This is a genomic window from Haloplanus sp. XH21 (assembly GCF_023276355.1).
GTDB classification, from domain to species: Archaea; Halobacteriota; Halobacteria; order Halobacteriales; family Haloferacaceae; genus Haloplanus; species Haloplanus halobius.
The window spans coordinates 1102601-1121041 of sequence record NZ_JALLPL010000001.1 but is presented as its reverse complement, the minus strand read 5'-3'; the positions used below and the strand labels follow the sequence as shown (position 1 = coordinate 1121041).

The following is an 18441-nucleotide window of genomic DNA, read 5'->3' as shown; positions in this document are numbered from 1 at the left end:
GGGTCCGAAGATCAGGCGATGCGGTCGACAGCGGCGTCGACGATGGCGTCGACGGCGGCGTCGCGACGGCCCGAAAGGAACTCGATGCGGCCGTCACGGATGCTCGCGGCCGTGATACCGGCGTCGGAGACCGCCTCGGCAGCGTCGCTCGCGACGCCCCGGAGGTCCAGGTCGCCGCTACTGCGCAGGTAGAGTTCGTCTGTAGCGACGCCGACGGTCAGGTAGCTGTCATCCTCGGGGCGGCGTCGGCGGTGCAGTTCGTCGAGTAGGAGGCTCTTGGGCGGGAAGTCGAAGCGGTGGGTGTAGGCGTCGGTGTCGAGGTGGTCGACGACGACGCCGTCCTCCTCGTTCCGGTCCAGGTTGGCCGTCGCCGTCTCGATCTCGTCGTCGAGTTTCTGGCGGAACTGCTCGCTGATGTGTCCGGCCAGGCCGCTCGTGGCGTCGAACAGGAGGTCCGTGATGAGTTCGCGTTTCTCCTCGTAGGACTGGTAGTAGGCCTCCAGCGCGATGGCCTCGCGAAGTTCGCGCGTGCGGTCGGCGTCGAAGCCCGCGTCGGCGGCGAGATCGCCGTACGCCTGGGGCGTGTCGCTCCAGTAGGAGACGGCAGGCAGGTGCGCGAGGTCGTCGCGCACGTCGGCGTTGACCGTCGCCGCGAGCGTGGTCGCCATCGCACCCGTCGAGAGGTCGGCGGCGTCGGCGCCGGCCAGACTCGGGTTGACGATGGCTTCGCAGTCGTCGGCGATTGCGGCGTCGGCCACCTCGGCGTCGACGACGACGCGGCTGGCGCCGTAGATGCCGAGCAGGCCCAGGCCGTCGCTGGATTCGACCGTGCTGCCGGTGCCGACGAGCAGGACCAGCGGGAGCTTCTCGTCGTGTCGGTCGCGGTCCTGGAGCATCCGCGTCACGTCCTTGGTCGCGTCGTCCATGTCGTAGACGGACTCCTCGAGCGGACGGCGCGTGAAGAAATGGTACTCGGCGTCGGCGGCGGCGTGTTCCGACCGGATCAGCGGCAGGACGGCGCGCTCGACGGCGGCGCCGGCGACGTAGCCATCCGCCGTCGCGGCGTGGCGAACGACGATGGGACGGGATTCGAGCACGGCCCGGCGGATGGTCTCCGCCGCGTCGAGCAGGTCGCCGGCCACCGCGTCGATGGCGTCGTGATCGGCCAGTGAGACGACGTCGTCCGGTCGGGCCTCCGCCGTCAGCGCGTCGGCCAGGCGCTGTTCGACGGCTGCGGCCTCCTCGCCCTCCAGAATCGTGAGCGACTCGGTTTCGACCTGCAGTTCGTCGTAGCGGAGTTCGACCTCGCCGGCGAGGCGGACGACGCTTCCGACTTCGACATCGGGGTAGGCGCGGACGCCCGCCTCGACGAACGCCGCGCAGTCGACGGCACCCGTGCTGTCGCGGAGTTCGAACACCGTCGGACCGCTCGTCTGTCGGACGCCGACGATCTCGCCTTCGAGGCGCACGTCGTCGCCGACGTGGTCGTCGAGGGCGTCGACATCGACGCGTTCCAGCTCGGCGGCGTCGACGGCCGTCTCCGGGTCGACCGTTTCGGGGTCGTCGGGTGAGTCCGTCTCCGTCGCTTCTGCGATCTCGTCCGTCACGTCGTCGGCTTCGGACGGGGACGGGGACGAGGACGGGGTTTCGGCTTCCTCGGTCGTCTCCGCAGCACCGTTCAGTTCCTCGCCGCTGGACGCGGTCGGCGTCTGTCGGACGGGCGCGGGCGACTCCGTCGCCTCCTCGGCGCCCATCTCGATCTGCTCGCCGTCGGCCTCGCCCTCGGGGTCGTGAACTTTCGCCCCGCGGAACTCGCGTTCCGACTGCCGCTTCGACCACGCGAGGTCGACGTTACCGTTGTCGCGGACGTTTTTCACCTGCACGAACACGGTCTCGCCGGGGTCCCAGCCGAGACTCTCGAGCCGGCGGTCGAGTTCGCTCCGATGCAACAGTCCGGTGACACCAGGAGAGAGGTCGACGAAGACGCCGAAGTCGGCGAAGCCGTCGACCGTCCCCTTGTAGTAGCGGCCCGAGACCAGTTGATCGGTGGTGGAGCCGCGGAAATCAAACCAAACGTCCTCTTCGTGGGTGATCCAATCCATTAGCGGAATCGAACAGCTACACCCTAAAACGATTGTCGAAATGCCCTGACAGCCGATTCAGATGATATACCACGACAAAAGCAGGTCGACCAGGGCGTCGCTCCCACCGAACCCGACGCCGAACAGGAGGACGGCGGGGACCGTCCCGGCGACGAACGCCCGGAGTCGCGTCGTGTCGTGGACGACGCCGAGACCGACGACGAGCAACGTCGCCCCGTACAGACAGCACGCGACCCGAACCTCGGGAATCGGAATCGCCGCGAACGGGGCGGGCGCCGTCGCGTACGCAATGACCTGGACCGTCTCGCTCACGCCGGCACGGTCACGGACGACCGCCATCAACAGGAGCGTCTGAAGCGCCGCGAGCAGGTGGAGCACCGCGGGCGCGACGAGGACGCCGACGAGCAGGACGGTGACCGCGGCACGGAGCGGCCCGCCGGCCGGGAACCGCGACGGATCGAGAACGGATAGCGAGGCGGCGTAGATGACGGCCATCGCGACGGCGAACACGAGGCCCGGCGCCTGATCGCCCGGCGCGACGCCGTGACGGAAGAATCGCCTGGGGCGACCCAGCACCTCGGCCCACGCCCGAACGATGCCGCGCAGTCCGCGGTCACGACCGCCGCGGGGGTTCTCGACCCACGTCGTCACGAGAGGGTGTGCGGTGGCGGCAGGCAAATGGATTCTGGTCTATCGGAGCGTGTGGAACGGAGCGCACGGATACCGGCGACTACCCGCCCACGTTCTGGTCGCTCTCGAAGGTCGACGGGTCGGGTTCGATACGGGCGTATTCGACGACGCGCCGCCCCAGCGTGTCGACCCGACTCGCCAGGTCGTCGTCGACGAACGCGCCGTCCTCGAACGCCGACGACGCGCGGGGGACGGCCGCCTGGTGGGGCAACACCCACGCGTCGAGGGCGCGACACACCGATCGCAGGTGTTCGAGCGCCGTGATGGGGAAGGCGCCGCCCGCGACGCCGAGCAGGCCGACGGTCTTGCCCTCGAACTCGTCGAACCCGCAGTGGTCGAGGGCGTTTTTCAGCACGCCGGAGTACGACCCGTGATACATCGGCGTGCCGAGCAACACCGCGTCGGCCGCACGGACCCGCCGCGCGAACGCCGCACTGTCGCCCTGATCGTCGACATCGGGGTTCAACGGCTGCAGATCGAACCGTCGGAGGTCGAGCAACTCGGCGTCGGCGCCGGCGTCCCTGGCGCCGTCAAGAGCGTGTCCGAGCGCGAGACGGGTGTAACTGTGTTCCCGAAGACTGCCCGGAATCGCGACGACGGTGACCATACCCCGGCGTACGGCCCCAGCGTCAAAGAGTCCGGGGGCAGCGGCCTACCACTCCAGACCGCCGTTGACGCCGAGCACCTGGCCGGTCATGTAGCTCGCGTCGTCGCTCGCCAGAAACCGGATCATGCCGACGATATCCTGGGTGTCGGCGAAGCGATCCAGCGGGATCCGAGCGCGGATCTTCTCCTGGACGCGCTCGGGCACCTTCTCGAGCATGTCCGTCTTCACGAACCCGGGCGCGACGCAGTTCGCCGTCGAGCCCGTGCTCGCGAGTTCGAGCGCGAGCGTCCGCGTGAACGCGAACAGCCCACCCTTCGAAGTGGCGTAGTTCGCCTGGCCGTAGTTGCCCTGCTGGCCGACCACGCTGGAGATGTTGATCAGACGGCCCTCCTCGGCCGACTGGATGTCTTCGAAGAAAGCCTTGGTGCAGTTGAACGTCCCGCCGAGGTTGACATCGATGACCTGTTGCCAGTCCTCGTGACTCATTTCCTCGAACCGCCGGTCGATGGTGATGCCGGCGTTGTTGACGAGCACGTCGACGGAGCCGAGTTCCTCGTGCACTTCGGCAGCCATCCGTTCGACCTCGTCGGGGTCCGAGACATCCGCCTGGGCACACATCGCCGTCTCGTCATTCTCCTCAATGACCTCCTTGACGTCGCGGGCCTCGGCGGCGGAACTGCGGTAGTTGATGGCCACGTCACCACCACACCGCGCCAACTCGTAGGCGATCGACCGGCCGATCCCCCGCGACGCGCCCGTGACGACGCAGGTCCGGCCATCGAGCGGGCGTGGATCCAGCGGATCCAGTCGCCGTGTCGTTTCGGACATGTCTTCCCCATGAACGTATTCCCTGATAATTATTCGCGTGTTTTTCGCCGACAGCTGACTTCCCCGACGATCGTGACACGAAAATCCGTACGACAGAGCCTGCCACGACCGGCCTACTGCGGGTGGAAGGAAGCATCGAACGCGTGCCCTACGCTCGAAGCCGTGCGACGGTGGCGTCGTCGCCGTCCGCGAGTTCGACCAACCCGTCGTCGGCCAGGTCCGACAGCAGTCCACGGAGCCACTCCCGACCGTACTCGCCGTCCGGTGTGTAGTCGACGCGGACGCGCGGCCCGAGTTCGTCGAGCGCGAGTTCGTCGTACTCTTTGAGCGCCGATATCACGCGGCCGCGCATCTGTCGGCGACTCCCTTCGAAGGCGGGCTGGGTCGGCACGTCGGGCGCGGTGAAATCCCCCGTCTCGTAGGCGTCACACCAGGTTCGCCACGGACACCCCGCCTCGTCACAGCGCGGCACCTGCTCGCAGGCGACGCCACCGAGTTCCATGATGGCGTTGTTCCAGACCCGTGAGTCACCCGCCGGCATGAGTTCGCTGGCGGCGCGTTCGAAGGCGGCGTCGTCGTCCGGAACGGAGAAGGCGCGGTGGAGGACGCGCTTGACGTTGGTGTCGACGACGGCGTCGCCGGCGTTGAACGCGAAACTCGCGACGGCGTTGGCGGTGTAGGGACCGACACCCATCAGCGACTGGAGGCCGTCGGGCGTCCGCGGGAACTCGCCGTCGAACTCGTCGACGATCTGTCCGGCGGCCTCGTGGAGATAGCGCGCGCGGTTGTTGTAGCCGAGTCGCTGGTCGGACCAGAAACCGACCACCTCGCTCCGGTCGGCGTCTGCGAGCGATTCGGCGGTCGGCCAGCGGCCGAGAAACGCCTCCCAGGCGTCGACGACGCGGTCGAGTTGGGTCTGCTGGCTCATCACCTCCGAGACGAGGATCTCGTAGGGATCGTCGGTCTCCCGCCACGGGAACGCTCGGTGGTCGGCCTCGTACCACTCGACGAGCGCCGTTCGGACGGCCTCGCGGTCGACCTCGGGCGGCAAGACGGCGTCCTCGCTCATTGGTTGTCGATGGGGGGCGCGATCGCTTAGGGGTGGTGGTTCGGCGGCAGGACCGCACGGCGGGCAATCGGTTTTATACCCCGACTGCGTTGGATGGGGCGCAATGCTCGTCGTACACGCTACCTTCCCCATCGATCCCGACAAGCGCGAGGAGGCACTCGACCACATCAGAACGCTCGCGGAACAGTCCCGCGCGGAGGCGGGCACCATCGACTACCGCGTCGGCGAAGACGTTGAGGATCCCAACGTGTTCCGCTTCCTGGAGCGATACGAGGACGAGGAGGCCTTCGCCGCCCACACCGAGACGGATCACTTCGCGTCGTTCGAGGCAGCCCTCCCGGACCTCCTCGACGGCGAACCCGAAGTGCTACGGTTCGACGTGTCGTCGTCGACCGAACTCGACCTGTAGCGCGGGGCTGGCGTCGGCGTCGCCGCTCGGTCAGCCGAAAGCCGTATTCCACGCCCGCACCTTGTCCGGTGCATGAGCCTCGACGACCTGAACGCGGACGTGAAAAACGCCTACAGCGACCTCGGCGACGACATCGACGTCGACCTCGACCGGGAGACCCGAAACGAACTCGCCATGCTGATGGCGGCGCTGGACCCCGAGGATCCGGGCGAACTCGTTCGCCGGGCGGTCCACGCGCTCTATCGGTCGACCGTCGACACCGGCGACCTCGATTTCCACCTGCGGCAGGGCTACGACGTGACCTACGACGAGTATCTCTCGGGGATGACTTACGACGAGATGACGGGCGCCGACCAGTACCCGCAGCGGGACGACGAACGCCGCTACCAGATGTGACCGACGAGGCGAAGATACAAGCCCCCGTCGCGGCCTAGATGAACTGATGTCGAACGCCCCGCCCGGTGACGGCGTCGCCGAAGCGACCGACGAACAGACGTGGCTCGACCTCGTCGACGACGTCCTCGACACCGCAATCGACCGGGAGGAAGACCTGGAATGTTCGTTCGAGGAAGTCACCGTCGACGTGCCGCTGCGGATGGACTCCGACTCCGAGTTCGCCCGGTGGCACCTGGACGGGACGGTCCGGGTCCACGTCGACGGCCAGCGCGGGCCGCTGTCGGACTGGCTCCGCTGGTGGTCCAGACAGCTCTCCTGAGACGGATTATTGTGACTGGTTACCGGTGGGTCGCCGAAACAGTCCAGCGACCCACCGGTACTGACTTACAACAAACCGTATGAGACGGCCGGAGGTCGACAGCACGAGTCGGCACAAGGCGTTTGGCGGTGGCGGTTCTCGGCGACGTATGGTCGACGCCACGTTCGAGGTGTTCGAAGCCGACGCTGCGGCGTTTGGCTGGCGCCTCCGCCACGACGGCACGACGATCGCGACGAGCGACGGCACCTATCCGACACGACGGGCGGCGATGGTCGACATCCAGCGGATCAAACACGCGGCCCCGGAGGCCGGCGTCGAGTCGGTCGACCGGGAGGCGTGATCACCACTCCTCGAACTTGTCCCGGCGGTAGACATCGATCTCGTGGACCGTCGAATGCTCCTGGCCGGCGGCGAAGACGATCGCGTCGGCGATCTCCTCGGGCTCGCTCACCTCGCCCGGTTCGAACCGCTCGGCGAAGGACGCGCCGTCGTCGCCGCCGAACTCGGTGCGGACCTCGGTCGGATTGACGACGGTGACGCCGACGCCCTCGGGTCCGGCCTGGGCCTCGACGCTGTGGGCGAATCCACGAACCCACCACTTGGTCGCCGCGTACACCGGATTCCCGGGTCGCGGGTACTGCCCGGCGAAACTACCGACGAAGATCAGGTTCCCGTCCGATTCCTGCAGATGGGGGAGCGCCGCGCGCGTCGCGAAGAAGACGCCGTCGACGTTGGTGTCCATCATCGCCCGGTAGTCCGCGGTCGCGAGATCGGCCACGTCGCCGCCGCGCCCGAGGCCCGCGTTGTTGACGAGGACATCGATCCCGCCGAACGTCTCGACGACCGTCTCGATCAGCGCCTCGACGGCGTCCTCGTCGCGAACGTCCGTCGGGACGACGAGCGTTTCGACGCCGTGTTTGGTTTCGAGGTCGGCTGCGATCGAGGCCAGTCGATCCTCGCTCCGCGCCGCGAGGGCGACGCGCGCTCCCTCGCTTGCGAGCGCGTGTGCGGTCGCTTCGCCGATGCCGGAACTCGCACCCGTGACGATGGCCGCACGGTCTTCGAGAGACATGGTTGTCGGTGGTGTCGGTCCGGAGGGCCTTTACTTTCCGCCTCTCCCGACCGATGTGACACCCTCCTCGTCCAGTTCGTCGTACTTCACCGCCACCATCTCGAAGTAGTCCTCGTCCATCAGCCGAGGATCGTTGACCCGGTGGAAGTCGTCGAGCACGAAGTTGGTCTGTTCCCGGTCGAGGCCGTAGGCGTGGAAAGCCGCCGCGTCGATCTCGGCCTGAAGCTCCCGGCGTTCGTCCATCTCCGTCGCCGGCTCGATCCCGCCGAGTCGGTCGCGCATCTCCTCGAAGGCCTCACCGTAGCAGTTGAGTCGGGCCGCCCGCTCAGAAATGAAGTCGAACCACTCGTCCCCGGCCGTGAGGCGCGGGGCCTGCGACTCCTCAAATTTGTACATCACAACTGTCGTGTCGATCTTTGTCTTCATCAGGAAGTCGAAGGGGATGCTGTTGATTAATCCAAGAGCGACGAACAGTTCCTTAGCGGTGAAGATCCGTTCATATACTCCGTGAAGAGGATCATCTTCTAAATCGTCACGTTCAGGACGGATCTCAAATGGTCGAACAGTGTGAAGCTTATTGTGACAGACTATACCACGGGGGATTATTGACGCGATAATAGTTCGCTCATTCGTCGCACTCGTGATGTCCCGAAACACGATCCGGTACTCAGTACAGTCGGGGCGCACATCCTCTTCGGAGAGTGGCTTGCCCCGGTGTTCCTCCAGAAGGTCGTTGACAAAGCCAATCTGTGAACCAGTCCCGTCGAAGGCGTCGTAGAGCCCCCGCTTGAGCTTGCGGAGATTCTTCTCCCGAACGCGGTACTTCGCACTCTCCTGCGGTGGCTCTTCGACACTCCAGAACTCCGGCCCCTCTATGTCGAAGTATGTCGAGTCGTGGACGAACTGGTAGACGTTCTTTCCGCCGAGAACCGGATAATCGCCCTCCGGCGCGGATTCGATAAATCGGTCTGTATCACTCGTTCGGTGGAGTTCTGCGTAGGGGTTCGCATACCAACTATCTCCCACGGATTCCCCGATAGAGGGGTTCTGAATGATCTTGCTGAGAACATCGCTTTCCTTTTCAGATTTCAGTAGAGGGAATACTCGCGCTTCCGGAGAATACTGTTCGAGAACGGTACGAGATGTTCTGAAGGCAGTCTCGTCGATATTCTGGAGCACGTCAGCATTACCCTCCCGATACAGGCTCCGAATCTGATCCGTCTCGCCCCGATTCTCGAAGGTCAGGACGGTGAATTTGTACCGGGTGTCGATATTGTCGAAAATCCCGTGGTTCATAAAGTGGGCCATCACGTCGACCCGCGTCTCGTCGAGGAGGTGCATTCGGAGGTCTTTCCCCGACGATCCGGTGAAAATCGTGCCCGGTAGAATCTGAGCAACGTAGCCGTCGTCGCGGGCGATGTGGAAGACACGCTCCAAGAACAGTGCCGAAAGGTCGTTTTCCGTCCCCTCGGTGCGACCGGCGACTGTGGGCCGCTGGAGTTCGTAGGCCTCGGCGTTATTGAAGTAGTCTGCCTGAATCTTGATATTGCGTTTGTATGCCTCCCACGCCTCCGCAATCTCCGGGTCGTCCAGTAGTTCTTCCTGCCGAGCGTCTTTGGCCGCGGGCATCAGCGTCCGGAATTTCCGGTCGTATCGGACAAAGAAGTCGTCACGGAGCGGTTTGATCCGATCCCACGGTGGATTCCCGACCACCACATCAAAGCCACCGTCGGCGTACACCTCCGCGAATTCGAGCACCCAGTTGAACGGCTCCATCTCCGCGACCGTCTCGGGCGTAATATCCTCGATCCCGGCGTCCACGAAGTCCCCGTGAATGTCGTCGATCAACTCCTCGCGGGCCGTCCGAAGTTTCTCGAATGCCTTCCGCCGATGTTTCTCCGCGGTGTCGCTGTCGAAGGCCTTCTCGTGTTTCTCGATTTCCGTGATGATGCCCTCGTAGCGGTCACGGACGCTGTCCTCGCTAAAACTGCCGAGCGTGTATTCCCCGTTGTCCGTCGTCTCGGGGAAGCCGGTGTAGCCGATCAGGCTGTTCCCCGACCGGAGGTTGAAGACGATGTTGGGCAGAGCCAGCTCCTCTTCCCCGAGGTCGTCCAAGTCCTCGCGTTCGAGCTCGGAAATTATCGAGAGCCACAGCCGGAGCTTCCCGATCTCGACCGCCGGCCCCATCAGGTCGACGCCGTAGATGTTTTCGAGGACGGTCTTCTTCTTCAGCTTGTAGTCGCCGGGCGTCGTGTCGGCCTCGGTCTGGACGTACAGCGCCCGACGGATGCCGACGATTTCTTCGAGGACGGACGTGAGGAAGTGCCCCGAGCCACACGCCGGGTCGACCACCCGGAACTCGTCGACTGTCTCCAGAAGCGGGCCGATGATCGCCATATTCGGCGGCAAGTCCTCGATGAGTCCGTACACCGAGTCGAACACGCGAACGTCCCGCTCTTTCCAGTCGCACTCGTCGACCAGCGTCTCTTTGAATCGGTCGAGAAGGGCCGGGCGAACGGTCTCCTCGGCGCAGAATCGGGTGATTTCGCTCGGGGTGTAGTACGCACCGAGTTCTTTGTTCGTGTCGGCGTTGTCGCTGGTGATGTAGTTGACCGTCTTCTCGAATACGTTGCCCAGAACGCTCGGGTCGAGATCCGTCGGTGCGCCGCCTGCCGAGAAGCTGTACCGCTCCAGCAGGTCGATAATATCGGTCAGGACGGAGTCTCGCACGTCGAAGTCTGCCTCTCGGAAGCCGCCCTCGTCGTCCTCGATGGTCGGGCGGAACAGGCCGCTGTTGAGGTAAGGAACTCCCATGAAGAGGTCGACATTCGTGATGTTGGGGGAGCGGTCGGCGGGCTTCTCGTTCATCACGTCGTAGAAGAGCGGCTGGATCATCTCCTCGTAGAGCGACCCGGCGTAGATCCCCCGCTCGTGAGTGTCCTGCAATTCGAGGAGAAGATCGGGATCAACGATGTGCTTGTCTTCGAGGAATTTGATGAAGATGAGCCGGTTCATCAGCTCGACGGCGAACAGCCGAGCGTCCTCCTCGGTGGCACTATCCGGCTTTACGACGCCGTTCCCGATCAGCGACCGGGCGCTCCGCTCCTCCCCCTCGTCGACGATCCCGAAGACGTAGCGAATGTAGTCCTCGTAGAACTCGTCGGTGATCTCCTCTTGGCGGCGCTTGATGACCTGGCGGGCTTCCTCCGAAATAGAACAGAAATTGTCGAATTGAAAAGTCCTAATCAGACGAGTTATGGTCTCACAGCCCCGTTCAGACGAGATCACCCCCCCCCCCCGCCCAGATCGAATCACGCGAGAGAGAGTGTTGGCTCCCGACTTGATTCTCGAACAACGCGAGGAACACCGGCTGAAGGTCGACCTCCTCGATGACGTTGTGAGTATAGGCATCGGGGTCGTACCGGACGAAGATCCACCGGAGGCCGTCGGTAGCGAAGCCGAAGTCCGACTCGAACTCCCGCTGACTGAGCCAGTCCCGAACCTGCCCGAGTCCGTGATCGCGCTGATCCAGCTTCTTGTTGATCGGTTCGGCCTCGATGAGCAGACGAGTAGAGTCGATGTCGTCGTAGTCACGCAGAGAGACGGTGTAGTCTGCGACCATCGTCCGTTCACCAGAGAGTCCACCGGCCTCCGTGTCGTACTCGTAGCCGAGCTCGTCGAGAAGGGGCTCTATGACGGCGCGTTGAGTGAACGGTTCGGGGTCGAGTCCGTCACGCGTCATTCCCGCCCGAAGTTTGTAGGAGCCGGGATCGGCCCGGAGTATCTTTTCGAGGGTGTTGTCGTCGATCTGTTCTCGAAGCCGGGAGACGGCGTCGTCGACAGCCTGAATGAAGCTAACCTCGGCGTCCTCTTCGACCGTGGTCTCGAAGGCTTCTCGAACGAACTCGGTCGCGGCGGTGGAGGGATTAGATGCCATCGTGCGGATAGGGTCTCGTCAATTTGCTATCCGCTCGGATTGTAAAGTATTCGGGGAATATCCAGATCAAGTTATGCAGGATGATAACGTGTGTAAAACTTATTTGTGGCATAGTTGTAACAACAATATGCACCCTGTTGATCGCTTCAGAAAGCGCGTTGCTGAGGCAGTTGCCTCGATAATCCTACCCCTATTAGCGACGGTTGTGAACGCTATAATGACTGCTCCAAACCCTGCAATGGAAGATCCAAGTATGAGTACACAGGTGACGATCAGCTTCCTCGCCGCACTCGTGCAGTCACTTCCAGGAATAATGACGTTGATAACTATCGGCCTCGCCACGCTGGTTGCGGGCCCGCTTGGATTTATTGGCGCTATCCTCGAAGTTGTCGGCGCGTCTCAACTACTCCATCAACAAAGCCAAGCCGGCTTCTGGCTCATTTGTATTGGAGCGGCGATGGTCGTTGCTGGTCGGTTCATCCCGTGGCTCAAAGTCTGGAATCTACTTTCTGATTCGTGCTCCAGCGGCTACCACCGATAGCATCCAACAATTATGTTGCTTGATCTACTATTGATCAGCGATGCCGAACGAAGAACAGGTCGAAAATATAGTCGCGGCAATTGAATCAAAAGCAGATGAGTTTGGTCAACCAACAGAACATATAGATTACGTTGGAAATGATGATATACGCCGAATGGGTTGCTGGATAGGCACAGGCTGTGACAGAGTCCGGGTATTAGCTTCTCCAGAGTGGGACTACCTTGCTGTCGCCCATCTAATACGGTTAGATGAACGTATAGCGGCGGAGAATAATAGAGACGGTGATTCTGAGGAGATTGAGATTACGTCTGAGGATCTTGAGGAAGCGCGAGCTCAATTGAGAGAGGATCTTGATGATAATGTGGATGCCAATACGCTGGTTGAAATTTATCTTCGGATACACGAAGTAGCTACATCCGGTGACTGCGAGATCATCCTTGATGTTCTGGACTCGTATCAAACATCTCGATGTAGAACGCAAGAACTCATATTCCCGTACAATGAGCCAACTACCACCCCATTGCTTTGGGATGGATATAAACGAGTGAGGCAGACCGGGCGAACTATTCGGGAGATACTACTCGCAAGTTACCCAATAGGGAAATCATTGGGAGGTGGTGAAGAAACAGATACTCCCTCCGGCCCTACTGCATTCCAGTAGGTAGTAATCGACCTGAAAGAATTAGGATTGTCCGGCCAATCAAATTCTAATAGCAATTACAGTATAGATTCAGAAATAATAGAGTGTGTTCCGGCCAATGTTTGGGTGTGCAATAGAGGTAGAGGAACTGAGCCGATGAAATACACCCACCTTCCGGCGAGTCTGCCCGGTGGCAAGCCGAAATCGTCCGACGAGTTACAGTTGCCGTCGGTGCAAAAAAGCAGGGCTTAAATACGAACAGTCCGTCAAATCTGATGCGAACGCCGAGAAGACGGCTACCACATAAAGAGATGGCCCGCAGGGCCAGATAGCTCCGATAGTGTAGTCCGGCCAATCATATTGCCCTCTCACGGCAATGACCAGGGTTCGAATCCCTGTCGGAGCATCGCAGCGGGTTTTTCGAGCGAGACGCGCACGACGGATTCGAGATTCTGGGGACTTCTGCGAAGGTGCTGGATGACTGCGCGAAAGAGCAAAAGCAGGTCCGATCCGGAGAGCAAATCCAGATGGACCGGCGCAGTGCTCGGTCCCACGATGGCCAGCGTGGGACTCACGGGGCCAGCAGCAGGGTCGCTGGACGCCGTGACGATGCACGCCCTCAGCCGAGACGGCCTCATCGGGCAGGCGTCGAATCTCGGCAGAGTCTCGTGGCTAGCGAGCCTTGTGACGGGTCTACCTTCGCACGGATGCTTAGTCATTTGCGTTTCGTATCGCCGTGAATCTGGGACCTCACCCGTCGGAAAGGTTTATACCGCCTCTCGGGTAGTTTCAGGCGAACGATTTCGTCCGTTCATCTGCTGGAGAGCCTCTCTGCCGAGACCGAGACCTCTCCCGCTTGTTCGTAGATCCAATATGCAGTTGCCGACGACAGCCCATTATGAGTACTGACGACCAGAGCCCACTCGACGCCGTACGAGCAAAGTTGGAGGCCGAGATTCCGGACGAACTGAACGTTTCACGGGTTACCTACGAGGGCCCGGAACTCGTCATCTACACCGAAACGCCCCGGGAGTTCGCCGAGCGAGACGGCCTGATACGGAAGCTAGCCAGTTCGATCCGAAAACGCATCACCGTTCGGCCAGCGGCGGGCACACAGGCGAGTCCGGCCGATGCCAAGCCGCGGATCATGGATGTCATCCCCGACGAGGCTGGCATTACGAACCTACAGTTCTATCCCACGACGGGCGAAGTGTTGATCGAAGCGGAGAAGCCCGGACTCGTCATCGGGCGGCGCGCGAGCACGCTCCGCGAAATCACACAGGCGGTCGGCTGGACGCCCGAAGTGCTGCGGACGCCGCCGATGGAGTCGTCGACGGTCGACAACGTCCGGAACTTCCTGATTCAGGAACGCGACGAGCGACAGGCGTTCCTCGAACGCGTCGGCGAGCACATTCACCGCGAACCCACGCACGAGACGGAGTGGGTCCGCGTGACGACGCTCGGGTGCTGTCGAGAGGTGGGCCGCGCGAGTTTCATCCTCAGCACGCCGGAAACGCGAATCCTCGTCGACTGCGGCGACAAACCCGGCGCCGAGGGCGAGGTGCCCTACCTGCAGGCGCCCGAGGCAAACCCCATTCCGGACCTCGACGCGGTCGTCCTGACCCACGCCCATCTCGACCACAGCGCGTTGCTTCCGCTCCTGTTCAAGTACGGCTACGACGGTCCCATCTACACCACGCAGGCGACCCGCGATCTGATGGGCCTGCTCCAGCTCGACTATCTCGACGTCGCCGCGAAGGAAGGCCGGACGCCGCCCTACGAGAGCGCGATGGTGCGCGAGGAACTCAAACACACGATCACGGTCGACTACGGTGACGTCACCGACATCGCACCGGACATCAAACTCACGCTCCACAACGCGGGCCACATCCTCGGGAGCGCCGTCGCACATTTCCACGTCGGCGACGGCTTCCACAACGTCGTCTTCTCGGGCGACATCCATCACACGGACACCCGCCTGTTCAACGGCGCATCCAACGACTTCCCGCGCGTCGAGACGCTCATCATGGAGTCGACCTATGGACGGCGCAACGACGACCAGACCGACCAGGAAGACAGCGAGCGCAAGCTCATCGAGCTGATCGACGACACCTACGAACAGGATGGGAAAGTCGTCATCCCCGCCTTCGCCGTCGGTCGCTCACAGGAACTCATGCTCGTCCTCGAGGAAGCGATGCGGAAGGGGAAACTCCCGACGATGCCAATCTATCTCGACGGGATGATCCGCGAGGCGACGGCGATTCACACCGCCTATCCCGAGTTCCTTCGAGACGGTCTGCGACAGCGAATCCTCCACGAGGACAAGAACCCGTTCCTCGCCGAGCAGTTCCAACAGGTCGACGGCGGACAGGAGATGCGTGAGAACATCGCCGGCGGCGACCCCTGCATCATCCTCTCGACTTCGGGGATGGTGACTGGCGGCCCGATCATGTCGTGGCTCGAACTCCTGGGCGGTGACCCGGAGAACACGTTGGTCTTCGTGGGCTACCAAGCGCAGGGGACGCTCGGACGGCGGATTCAAAGCGGTCGACGAGAGATCCCGTTCAGTGACCGCGGAAGCCGGAGTGAGCAACTGACACTGCGCTTCGACGTGGAATCGGTCAGCGGATTTTCCGGCCACGCGGACCGGGGCGGCCTCGAAGACTACGTGCAAACGATGAATCCGCGGCCGGAGGAGATTCTTTGTGTACACGGGGACGAGTCGTCGACGGATCAGCTCTCGTCCGGGCTCTATCAGGAGTTCGATATTCGCACGCACGCGCCGAAAAATCTGGAGACGTTCCGTTTCGATTGATACGGTTTATCGTACGTCAGTACCGGTGGGTCGACGACCCGTCTGGGCGACCCACTGGAAGGCAGTACAATAATCCGTCTGAGCGGCTATCGCACCTGTCGATCCCTGCATCGCGGGTCCGTCCCAGTCGAGCTTGACATCCTCCCCGCGCTAAAGCACGGGGCTTTCTCCTTGAGTTGCCGTCAAGTGTCGAAACTCGCTCGACGCAGCGAAGCACGTTAGCCCGAAGTATCTCCGCTCGGCGCACACGCCGTCAGGAGGAAGGACAGCCATAGCTGTGCGCTCGAATCGCGGGATCGAAGTGAGCGGTGAGTCCGAGCCTGCCGTTTCGGACTGCCAGAACGGACTTCACACGACAGCGACACCTCAACGAAACGGGTTGCCAGACCGAACGAGGGAGAGTGGCGTTGTTTACTCGTGAGGCAGTGACTTGAACGATCGCGAAGACTTTCTTTCGGGTTCGACAATATTAACTTGCCAACGAGAGAACTCACTGACGATGACTTGGTCCAACCAAGAGTGGTGGCCGAACCTGTTGCGGCTGGACATTCTCGACGACAACGCGCGGGATGTCAGCCCGTACGACGAGGATTTCGACTACGCGGAGGAGTTCCAGAAGCTCGACCTCGAAGAGGTGAAAGCGGACATCGAAGCGGTGATGACGGACTCGCAGGACTGGTGGCCGGCGGACTACGGTCACTACGGACCGTTTTTCATCCGGATGGCGTGGCACAGCGCCGGGACCTACCGCACCGCTGACGGCCGTGCCGGTGCGTCCGGTGGACTCCAGCGGCTCCCACCGGAGAGCAGCTGGCCGGACAACGTGAACCTCGATAAGGCCCGTCGCCTGCTCCAGCCGGTCAAGCAGAAGTACGGCCGCAAGCTCTCGTGGGGCGACCTCATCGTCCTCGCGGGGAACGTCGCCCTGGAGTCGATGGGCTTCGAGACGTTCGGCTTCGCCGGCGGCCGCGAGGACGAGTTCAAGTCCAACGAAGCCGCCGAGTGGGGTCCCGAGACGGACTGGGAGACGACCTCGCCCGAGCGCTTCGAAGACGAAGAGGTGGGCAATCTCAAGGACCCACTCGCGAACACCGTGATGGGCCTCATCTACGTGAACCCCGAGGGCCCGTACGGCGAGCCGGATGTCGAAGGCTCGGCGGCGAACATCCGCGAGGAGTTCGACCGCATGGCGATGGACGACGAGGAGACGGTCGCGCTCATCGCCGGCGGCCACACCTTCGGGAAGGTCCACGGCGCCGACGACCCCGAGGAACACGTCGGTCCCGAGCCCGAGTCGGCCCCCATCGACGAGCAGGGCCTCGGCTGGGCACAGGAGCATCTCGACGAGAAGGCCGGCGGCCTCGACGTCATCACCAGCGGTATCGAGGGTCCGTGGAACGCCTCGCCGATTCAGTGGGACATGGGCTACATCGATAACCTGCTGGAACACGACTGGACCTCGGTCAAAGGCCCCGGCGGTGCGTGGCAGTGGAAGCCTGTCGGCGACGATATCGAGGGGGCACCGCGGCCGCACGACCCCGACGAGACCGAAGAGCCGATGATGCTGACGACGGACATCGCCCTCAAGCACGACGACGACTACCGAGAGATTCTGGAGCGGTTCCAGGAGAACCCCGCCGAGTTCCAGCAGGCCTTCGCGAAAGCGTGGTACAAGCTCATCCACCGCGACATGGGCCCGCCGGAGCGACTCCTCGGCCCGGAGGTCCCGGACGAGACGTTCGTCTGGCAGGACCCCCTCCCCGATGCCGACTACGAGGTTATCGGCGACGCCGAGGCTGCCGAACTCAAGGAGGAGATTCTCGACACCGACCTGACCGTCTCGCAGCTGGCCAAGACCGCGTGGGCGGCGGCGTCGACGTACCGCGACAGCGACAAGCGCGGCGGCGCGAACGGCGCTCGTATCCGGCTGGAGCCCCAGCGCAGCTGGGAGGTCAACGAGCCCGAGGAACTGGCGGCGGTGCTCTCGACCCTCGAAGGGATCCAAGAGGAGTTCAACGGCTCGCGTGACGACGACGTGCGCGTCTCGCTCGCCGACCTCATCGTGCTGGGCGGCAACGCGGCCGTCGAGCAGGCGGCGGCCAAGGCCGGCTACGACGTCGACGTGCCGTTCGAGCCGGGGCGCACGGACGCCACCCAGGAACAGACCAACGTCGAGTCCTTCGAGGTGCTCGAGCCAAAAGTCGACGGCTTCCGGAACTACCTCGGCGCGGGCGACTTCGACGACCTGTACGACACGCCCGAGGAACGGATGGTCGACAAGGCGGAGCTACTGAACCTGACCGTCCCCGAGATGACGGTGCTGGTCGGCGGCATGCGCGCGCTTGGCGCGACGTACGGGGACGACCGCGGCACCTTCATCGACCGCCCGGGCACGCTGACCAACGACTTCTTCGTGAACCTGCTCGACATGGACTACGAGTGGGAATCGGTCTCCGCGGACCACGAACGCTTCGAGGTCCGCGACCGTGACACCGGCGACGTCGAATGGGAAGCCACCCGCTTCGACCTCATCTTCGGCTCGAACGCCCGTCTCCGCACCGTCGCGGACGTCTACGGCAGCGACGACGGCGAAGAGGCGTTCGTGCAGGACTTCGTGGATGCGTGGCACAAGGTCATGACCCTCGACCGGTTCGATCTCGAATAAGGGAGTCGGCTCCGCAGCCGGCCCCTCGCCGGCGCGGTAATACGGCTCGCATCCGGCCTCGCCCGGACGTGCCACCCCCCGAACGGGGGGTATTCTCACCCACAGCGCCGTCTGACACGGAGCGGCGCGTGGCGCGGCGGCTCCGATCTGCTTCGGGGGTCGTCGGTGGGAAGGCTCGTCCCGTTCTGGGTCGAATTTGTGCCTCCCGTATGGCAGAAGGATGGATAAATGACGAAAACGGGTTTTATTACCGAAGCGCCAACCGTGAGCCATGAGCGATGTCATCCAGAGGGATGGGGCGGCGCCGAACTCCGGGGCTCGGCTCGCCGACGCCCGAAGAGAGACACGTGA

The 18441-nt window shown here is 63.1% G+C and carries 14 protein-coding genes, 1 tRNA gene and 1 pseudogene; 9 read left to right on the top strand and 7 right to left on the bottom strand.

Translation table 11 applies throughout. The features are described from left to right. Window positions 1–11: 11 nt before the first annotated feature. The 5 genes from MXB53_RS05735 to MXB53_RS05715 form a co-directional block, all read right to left on the bottom strand. Window positions 12–2102, bottom strand: coding sequence for a DHH family phosphoesterase (locus MXB53_RS05735; RefSeq protein ID WP_248896393.1), 2091 nt, complete (start codon window positions 2100–2102; stop codon window positions 12–14). Window positions 2103–2159: 57 nt separating this feature from the next. Then, window positions 2160–2753 carry a YIP1 family protein gene (locus MXB53_RS05730; protein ID WP_248896391.1) on the bottom strand — a complete coding sequence of 198 codons (594 nt, stop codon included), beginning with the start codon at window positions 2751–2753 and terminating at the stop codon, window positions 2160–2162. Window positions 2754–2832: 79 nt separating this feature from the next. Further along, complete coding sequence (locus MXB53_RS05725) at window positions 2833–3399, bottom strand: NADPH-dependent FMN reductase (protein ID WP_248896389.1); 567 nt, start codon at window positions 3397–3399, stop codon at window positions 2833–2835. Between the two features lie 45 nt (window positions 3400–3444). Beyond that, a complete protein-coding gene (locus tag MXB53_RS05720; RefSeq protein ID WP_248896388.1) occupies window positions 3445–4227 on the bottom strand; it encodes a beta-ketoacyl-ACP reductase in 783 nt (260 codons plus the stop codon). A 148-nt stretch (window positions 4228–4375) separates the two neighbouring features. Continuing rightward, complete coding sequence (locus MXB53_RS05715; protein ID WP_248896387.1) at window positions 4376–5296, bottom strand: HhH-GPD family protein; 921 nt, start codon at window positions 5294–5296, stop codon at window positions 4376–4378. A 103-nt stretch (window positions 5297–5399) separates the two neighbouring features. Here MXB53_RS05715 and MXB53_RS05710 point away from each other — a divergent pair, with 103 nt between their 5' ends. From MXB53_RS05710 to MXB53_RS05695, 4 genes are all read left to right on the top strand, one after another. After that, window positions 5400–5705 carry a putative quinol monooxygenase gene (locus MXB53_RS05710; protein WP_248896386.1) on the top strand — a complete coding sequence of 102 codons (306 nt, stop codon included), beginning with the start codon at window positions 5400–5402 and terminating at the stop codon, window positions 5703–5705. A gap of 72 nt (window positions 5706–5777) precedes the next feature. Next, the gene (locus MXB53_RS05705; RefSeq protein WP_248896385.1) at window positions 5778–6101 is read left to right on the top strand and encodes a ribbon-helix-helix protein; all 324 of its coding nucleotides are present in this window, start codon (window positions 5778–5780) and stop codon (window positions 6099–6101) included. Window positions 6102–6147: 46 nt separating this feature from the next. Further along, entirely contained in the window at window positions 6148–6420 is a 273-nt protein-coding gene (locus tag MXB53_RS05700) for a hypothetical protein (protein WP_248896383.1), read from the top strand. A gap of 148 nt (window positions 6421–6568) precedes the next feature. Next, on the top strand, window positions 6569–6760 hold the full coding sequence (locus tag MXB53_RS05695; RefSeq protein WP_248896381.1) for a YegP family protein: 192 nt from the start codon (window positions 6569–6571) through the stop codon (window positions 6758–6760). Here MXB53_RS05695 and MXB53_RS05690 read toward each other — a convergent pair whose 3' ends face one another. Together MXB53_RS05690 and MXB53_RS15945 are read right to left on the bottom strand one after the other, a co-directional pair. Next, on the bottom strand, window positions 6761–7492 hold the full coding sequence (locus MXB53_RS05690) for an SDR family oxidoreductase (RefSeq protein ID WP_248896378.1): 732 nt from the start codon (window positions 7490–7492) through the stop codon (window positions 6761–6763). A 30-nt stretch (window positions 7493–7522) separates the two neighbouring features. After that, a pseudogene (locus MXB53_RS15945) lies at window positions 7523–11429 on the bottom strand (Eco57I restriction-modification methylase domain-containing protein). Window positions 11430–11556: 127 nt separating this feature from the next. On the opposite strand from MXB53_RS15945, the gene MXB53_RS05675 reads away from it, so the two are divergent. The 5 genes from MXB53_RS05675 to katG all read left to right on the top strand — a co-directional run bounded on the left by MXB53_RS05675 (window position 11557) and on the right by katG (window position 18090). Beyond that, window positions 11557–11970: a hypothetical protein gene (locus tag MXB53_RS05675; RefSeq protein ID WP_248896374.1), complete on the top strand. Its 414-nt coding sequence runs from the start codon at window positions 11557–11559 to the stop codon at window positions 11968–11970. 40 nt (window positions 11971–12010) lie between these two features. Then, window positions 12011–12631, top strand: coding sequence for a hypothetical protein (locus tag MXB53_RS05670; protein WP_248896372.1), 621 nt, complete (start codon window positions 12011–12013; stop codon window positions 12629–12631). 310 nt (window positions 12632–12941) lie between these two features. Then, window positions 12942–13016 (top strand) — tRNA-Glu (locus MXB53_RS05665). A gap of 492 nt (window positions 13017–13508) precedes the next feature. Continuing rightward, window positions 13509–15425, top strand: coding sequence for a beta-CASP ribonuclease aCPSF1 (locus MXB53_RS05660; RefSeq protein ID WP_248896371.1), 1917 nt, complete (start codon window positions 13509–13511; stop codon window positions 15423–15425). 466 nt (window positions 15426–15891) lie between these two features. Then, window positions 15892–18090: a catalase/peroxidase HPI gene (katG, locus tag MXB53_RS05655; protein WP_345779718.1), complete on the top strand. Its 2199-nt coding sequence runs from the start codon at window positions 15892–15894 to the stop codon at window positions 18088–18090. Window positions 18091–18441 lie beyond the last annotated feature (351 nt).

What these genes read in the sequence shown, in the direction of transcription:
- MXB53_RS05660 (WP_248896371.1), top strand. Translation starts at nt 13,509, where the DNA reads ATGAGTACTGACGACCAGAGCCCACTCGACGCCGTACGAGCAAAGTTG.
- MXB53_RS05670 (WP_248896372.1), top strand. Translation starts at nt 12,011, where the DNA reads ATGCCGAACGAAGAACAGGTCGAAAATATAGTCGCGGCAATTGAATCA.
- MXB53_RS05735 (WP_248896393.1), bottom strand. Translation starts at nt 2,102, where the DNA reads ATGGATTGGATCACCCACGAAGAGGACGTTTGGTTTGATTTCCGCGGC.
- MXB53_RS05710 (WP_248896386.1), top strand. Translation starts at nt 5,400, where the DNA reads ATGCTCGTCGTACACGCTACCTTCCCCATCGATCCCGACAAGCGCGAG.
- MXB53_RS05725 (WP_248896389.1), bottom strand. Translation starts at nt 3,399, where the DNA reads ATGGTCACCGTCGTCGCGATTCCGGGCAGTCTTCGGGAACACAGTTAC.
- MXB53_RS05695 (WP_248896381.1), top strand. Translation starts at nt 6,569, where the DNA reads ATGGTCGACGCCACGTTCGAGGTGTTCGAAGCCGACGCTGCGGCGTTT.
- MXB53_RS05690 (WP_248896378.1), bottom strand. Translation starts at nt 7,492, where the DNA reads ATGTCTCTCGAAGACCGTGCGGCCATCGTCACGGGTGCGAGTTCCGGC.
- MXB53_RS05700 (WP_248896383.1), top strand. Translation starts at nt 6,148, where the DNA reads ATGTCGAACGCCCCGCCCGGTGACGGCGTCGCCGAAGCGACCGACGAA.
- MXB53_RS05675 (WP_248896374.1), top strand. Translation starts at nt 11,557, where the DNA reads ATGCACCCTGTTGATCGCTTCAGAAAGCGCGTTGCTGAGGCAGTTGCC.
- MXB53_RS05705 (WP_248896385.1), top strand. Translation starts at nt 5,778, where the DNA reads ATGAGCCTCGACGACCTGAACGCGGACGTGAAAAACGCCTACAGCGAC.
- MXB53_RS05715 (WP_248896387.1), bottom strand. Translation starts at nt 5,296, where the DNA reads ATGAGCGAGGACGCCGTCTTGCCGCCCGAGGTCGACCGCGAGGCCGTC.
- MXB53_RS05720 (WP_248896388.1), bottom strand. Translation starts at nt 4,227, where the DNA reads ATGTCCGAAACGACACGGCGACTGGATCCGCTGGATCCACGCCCGCTC.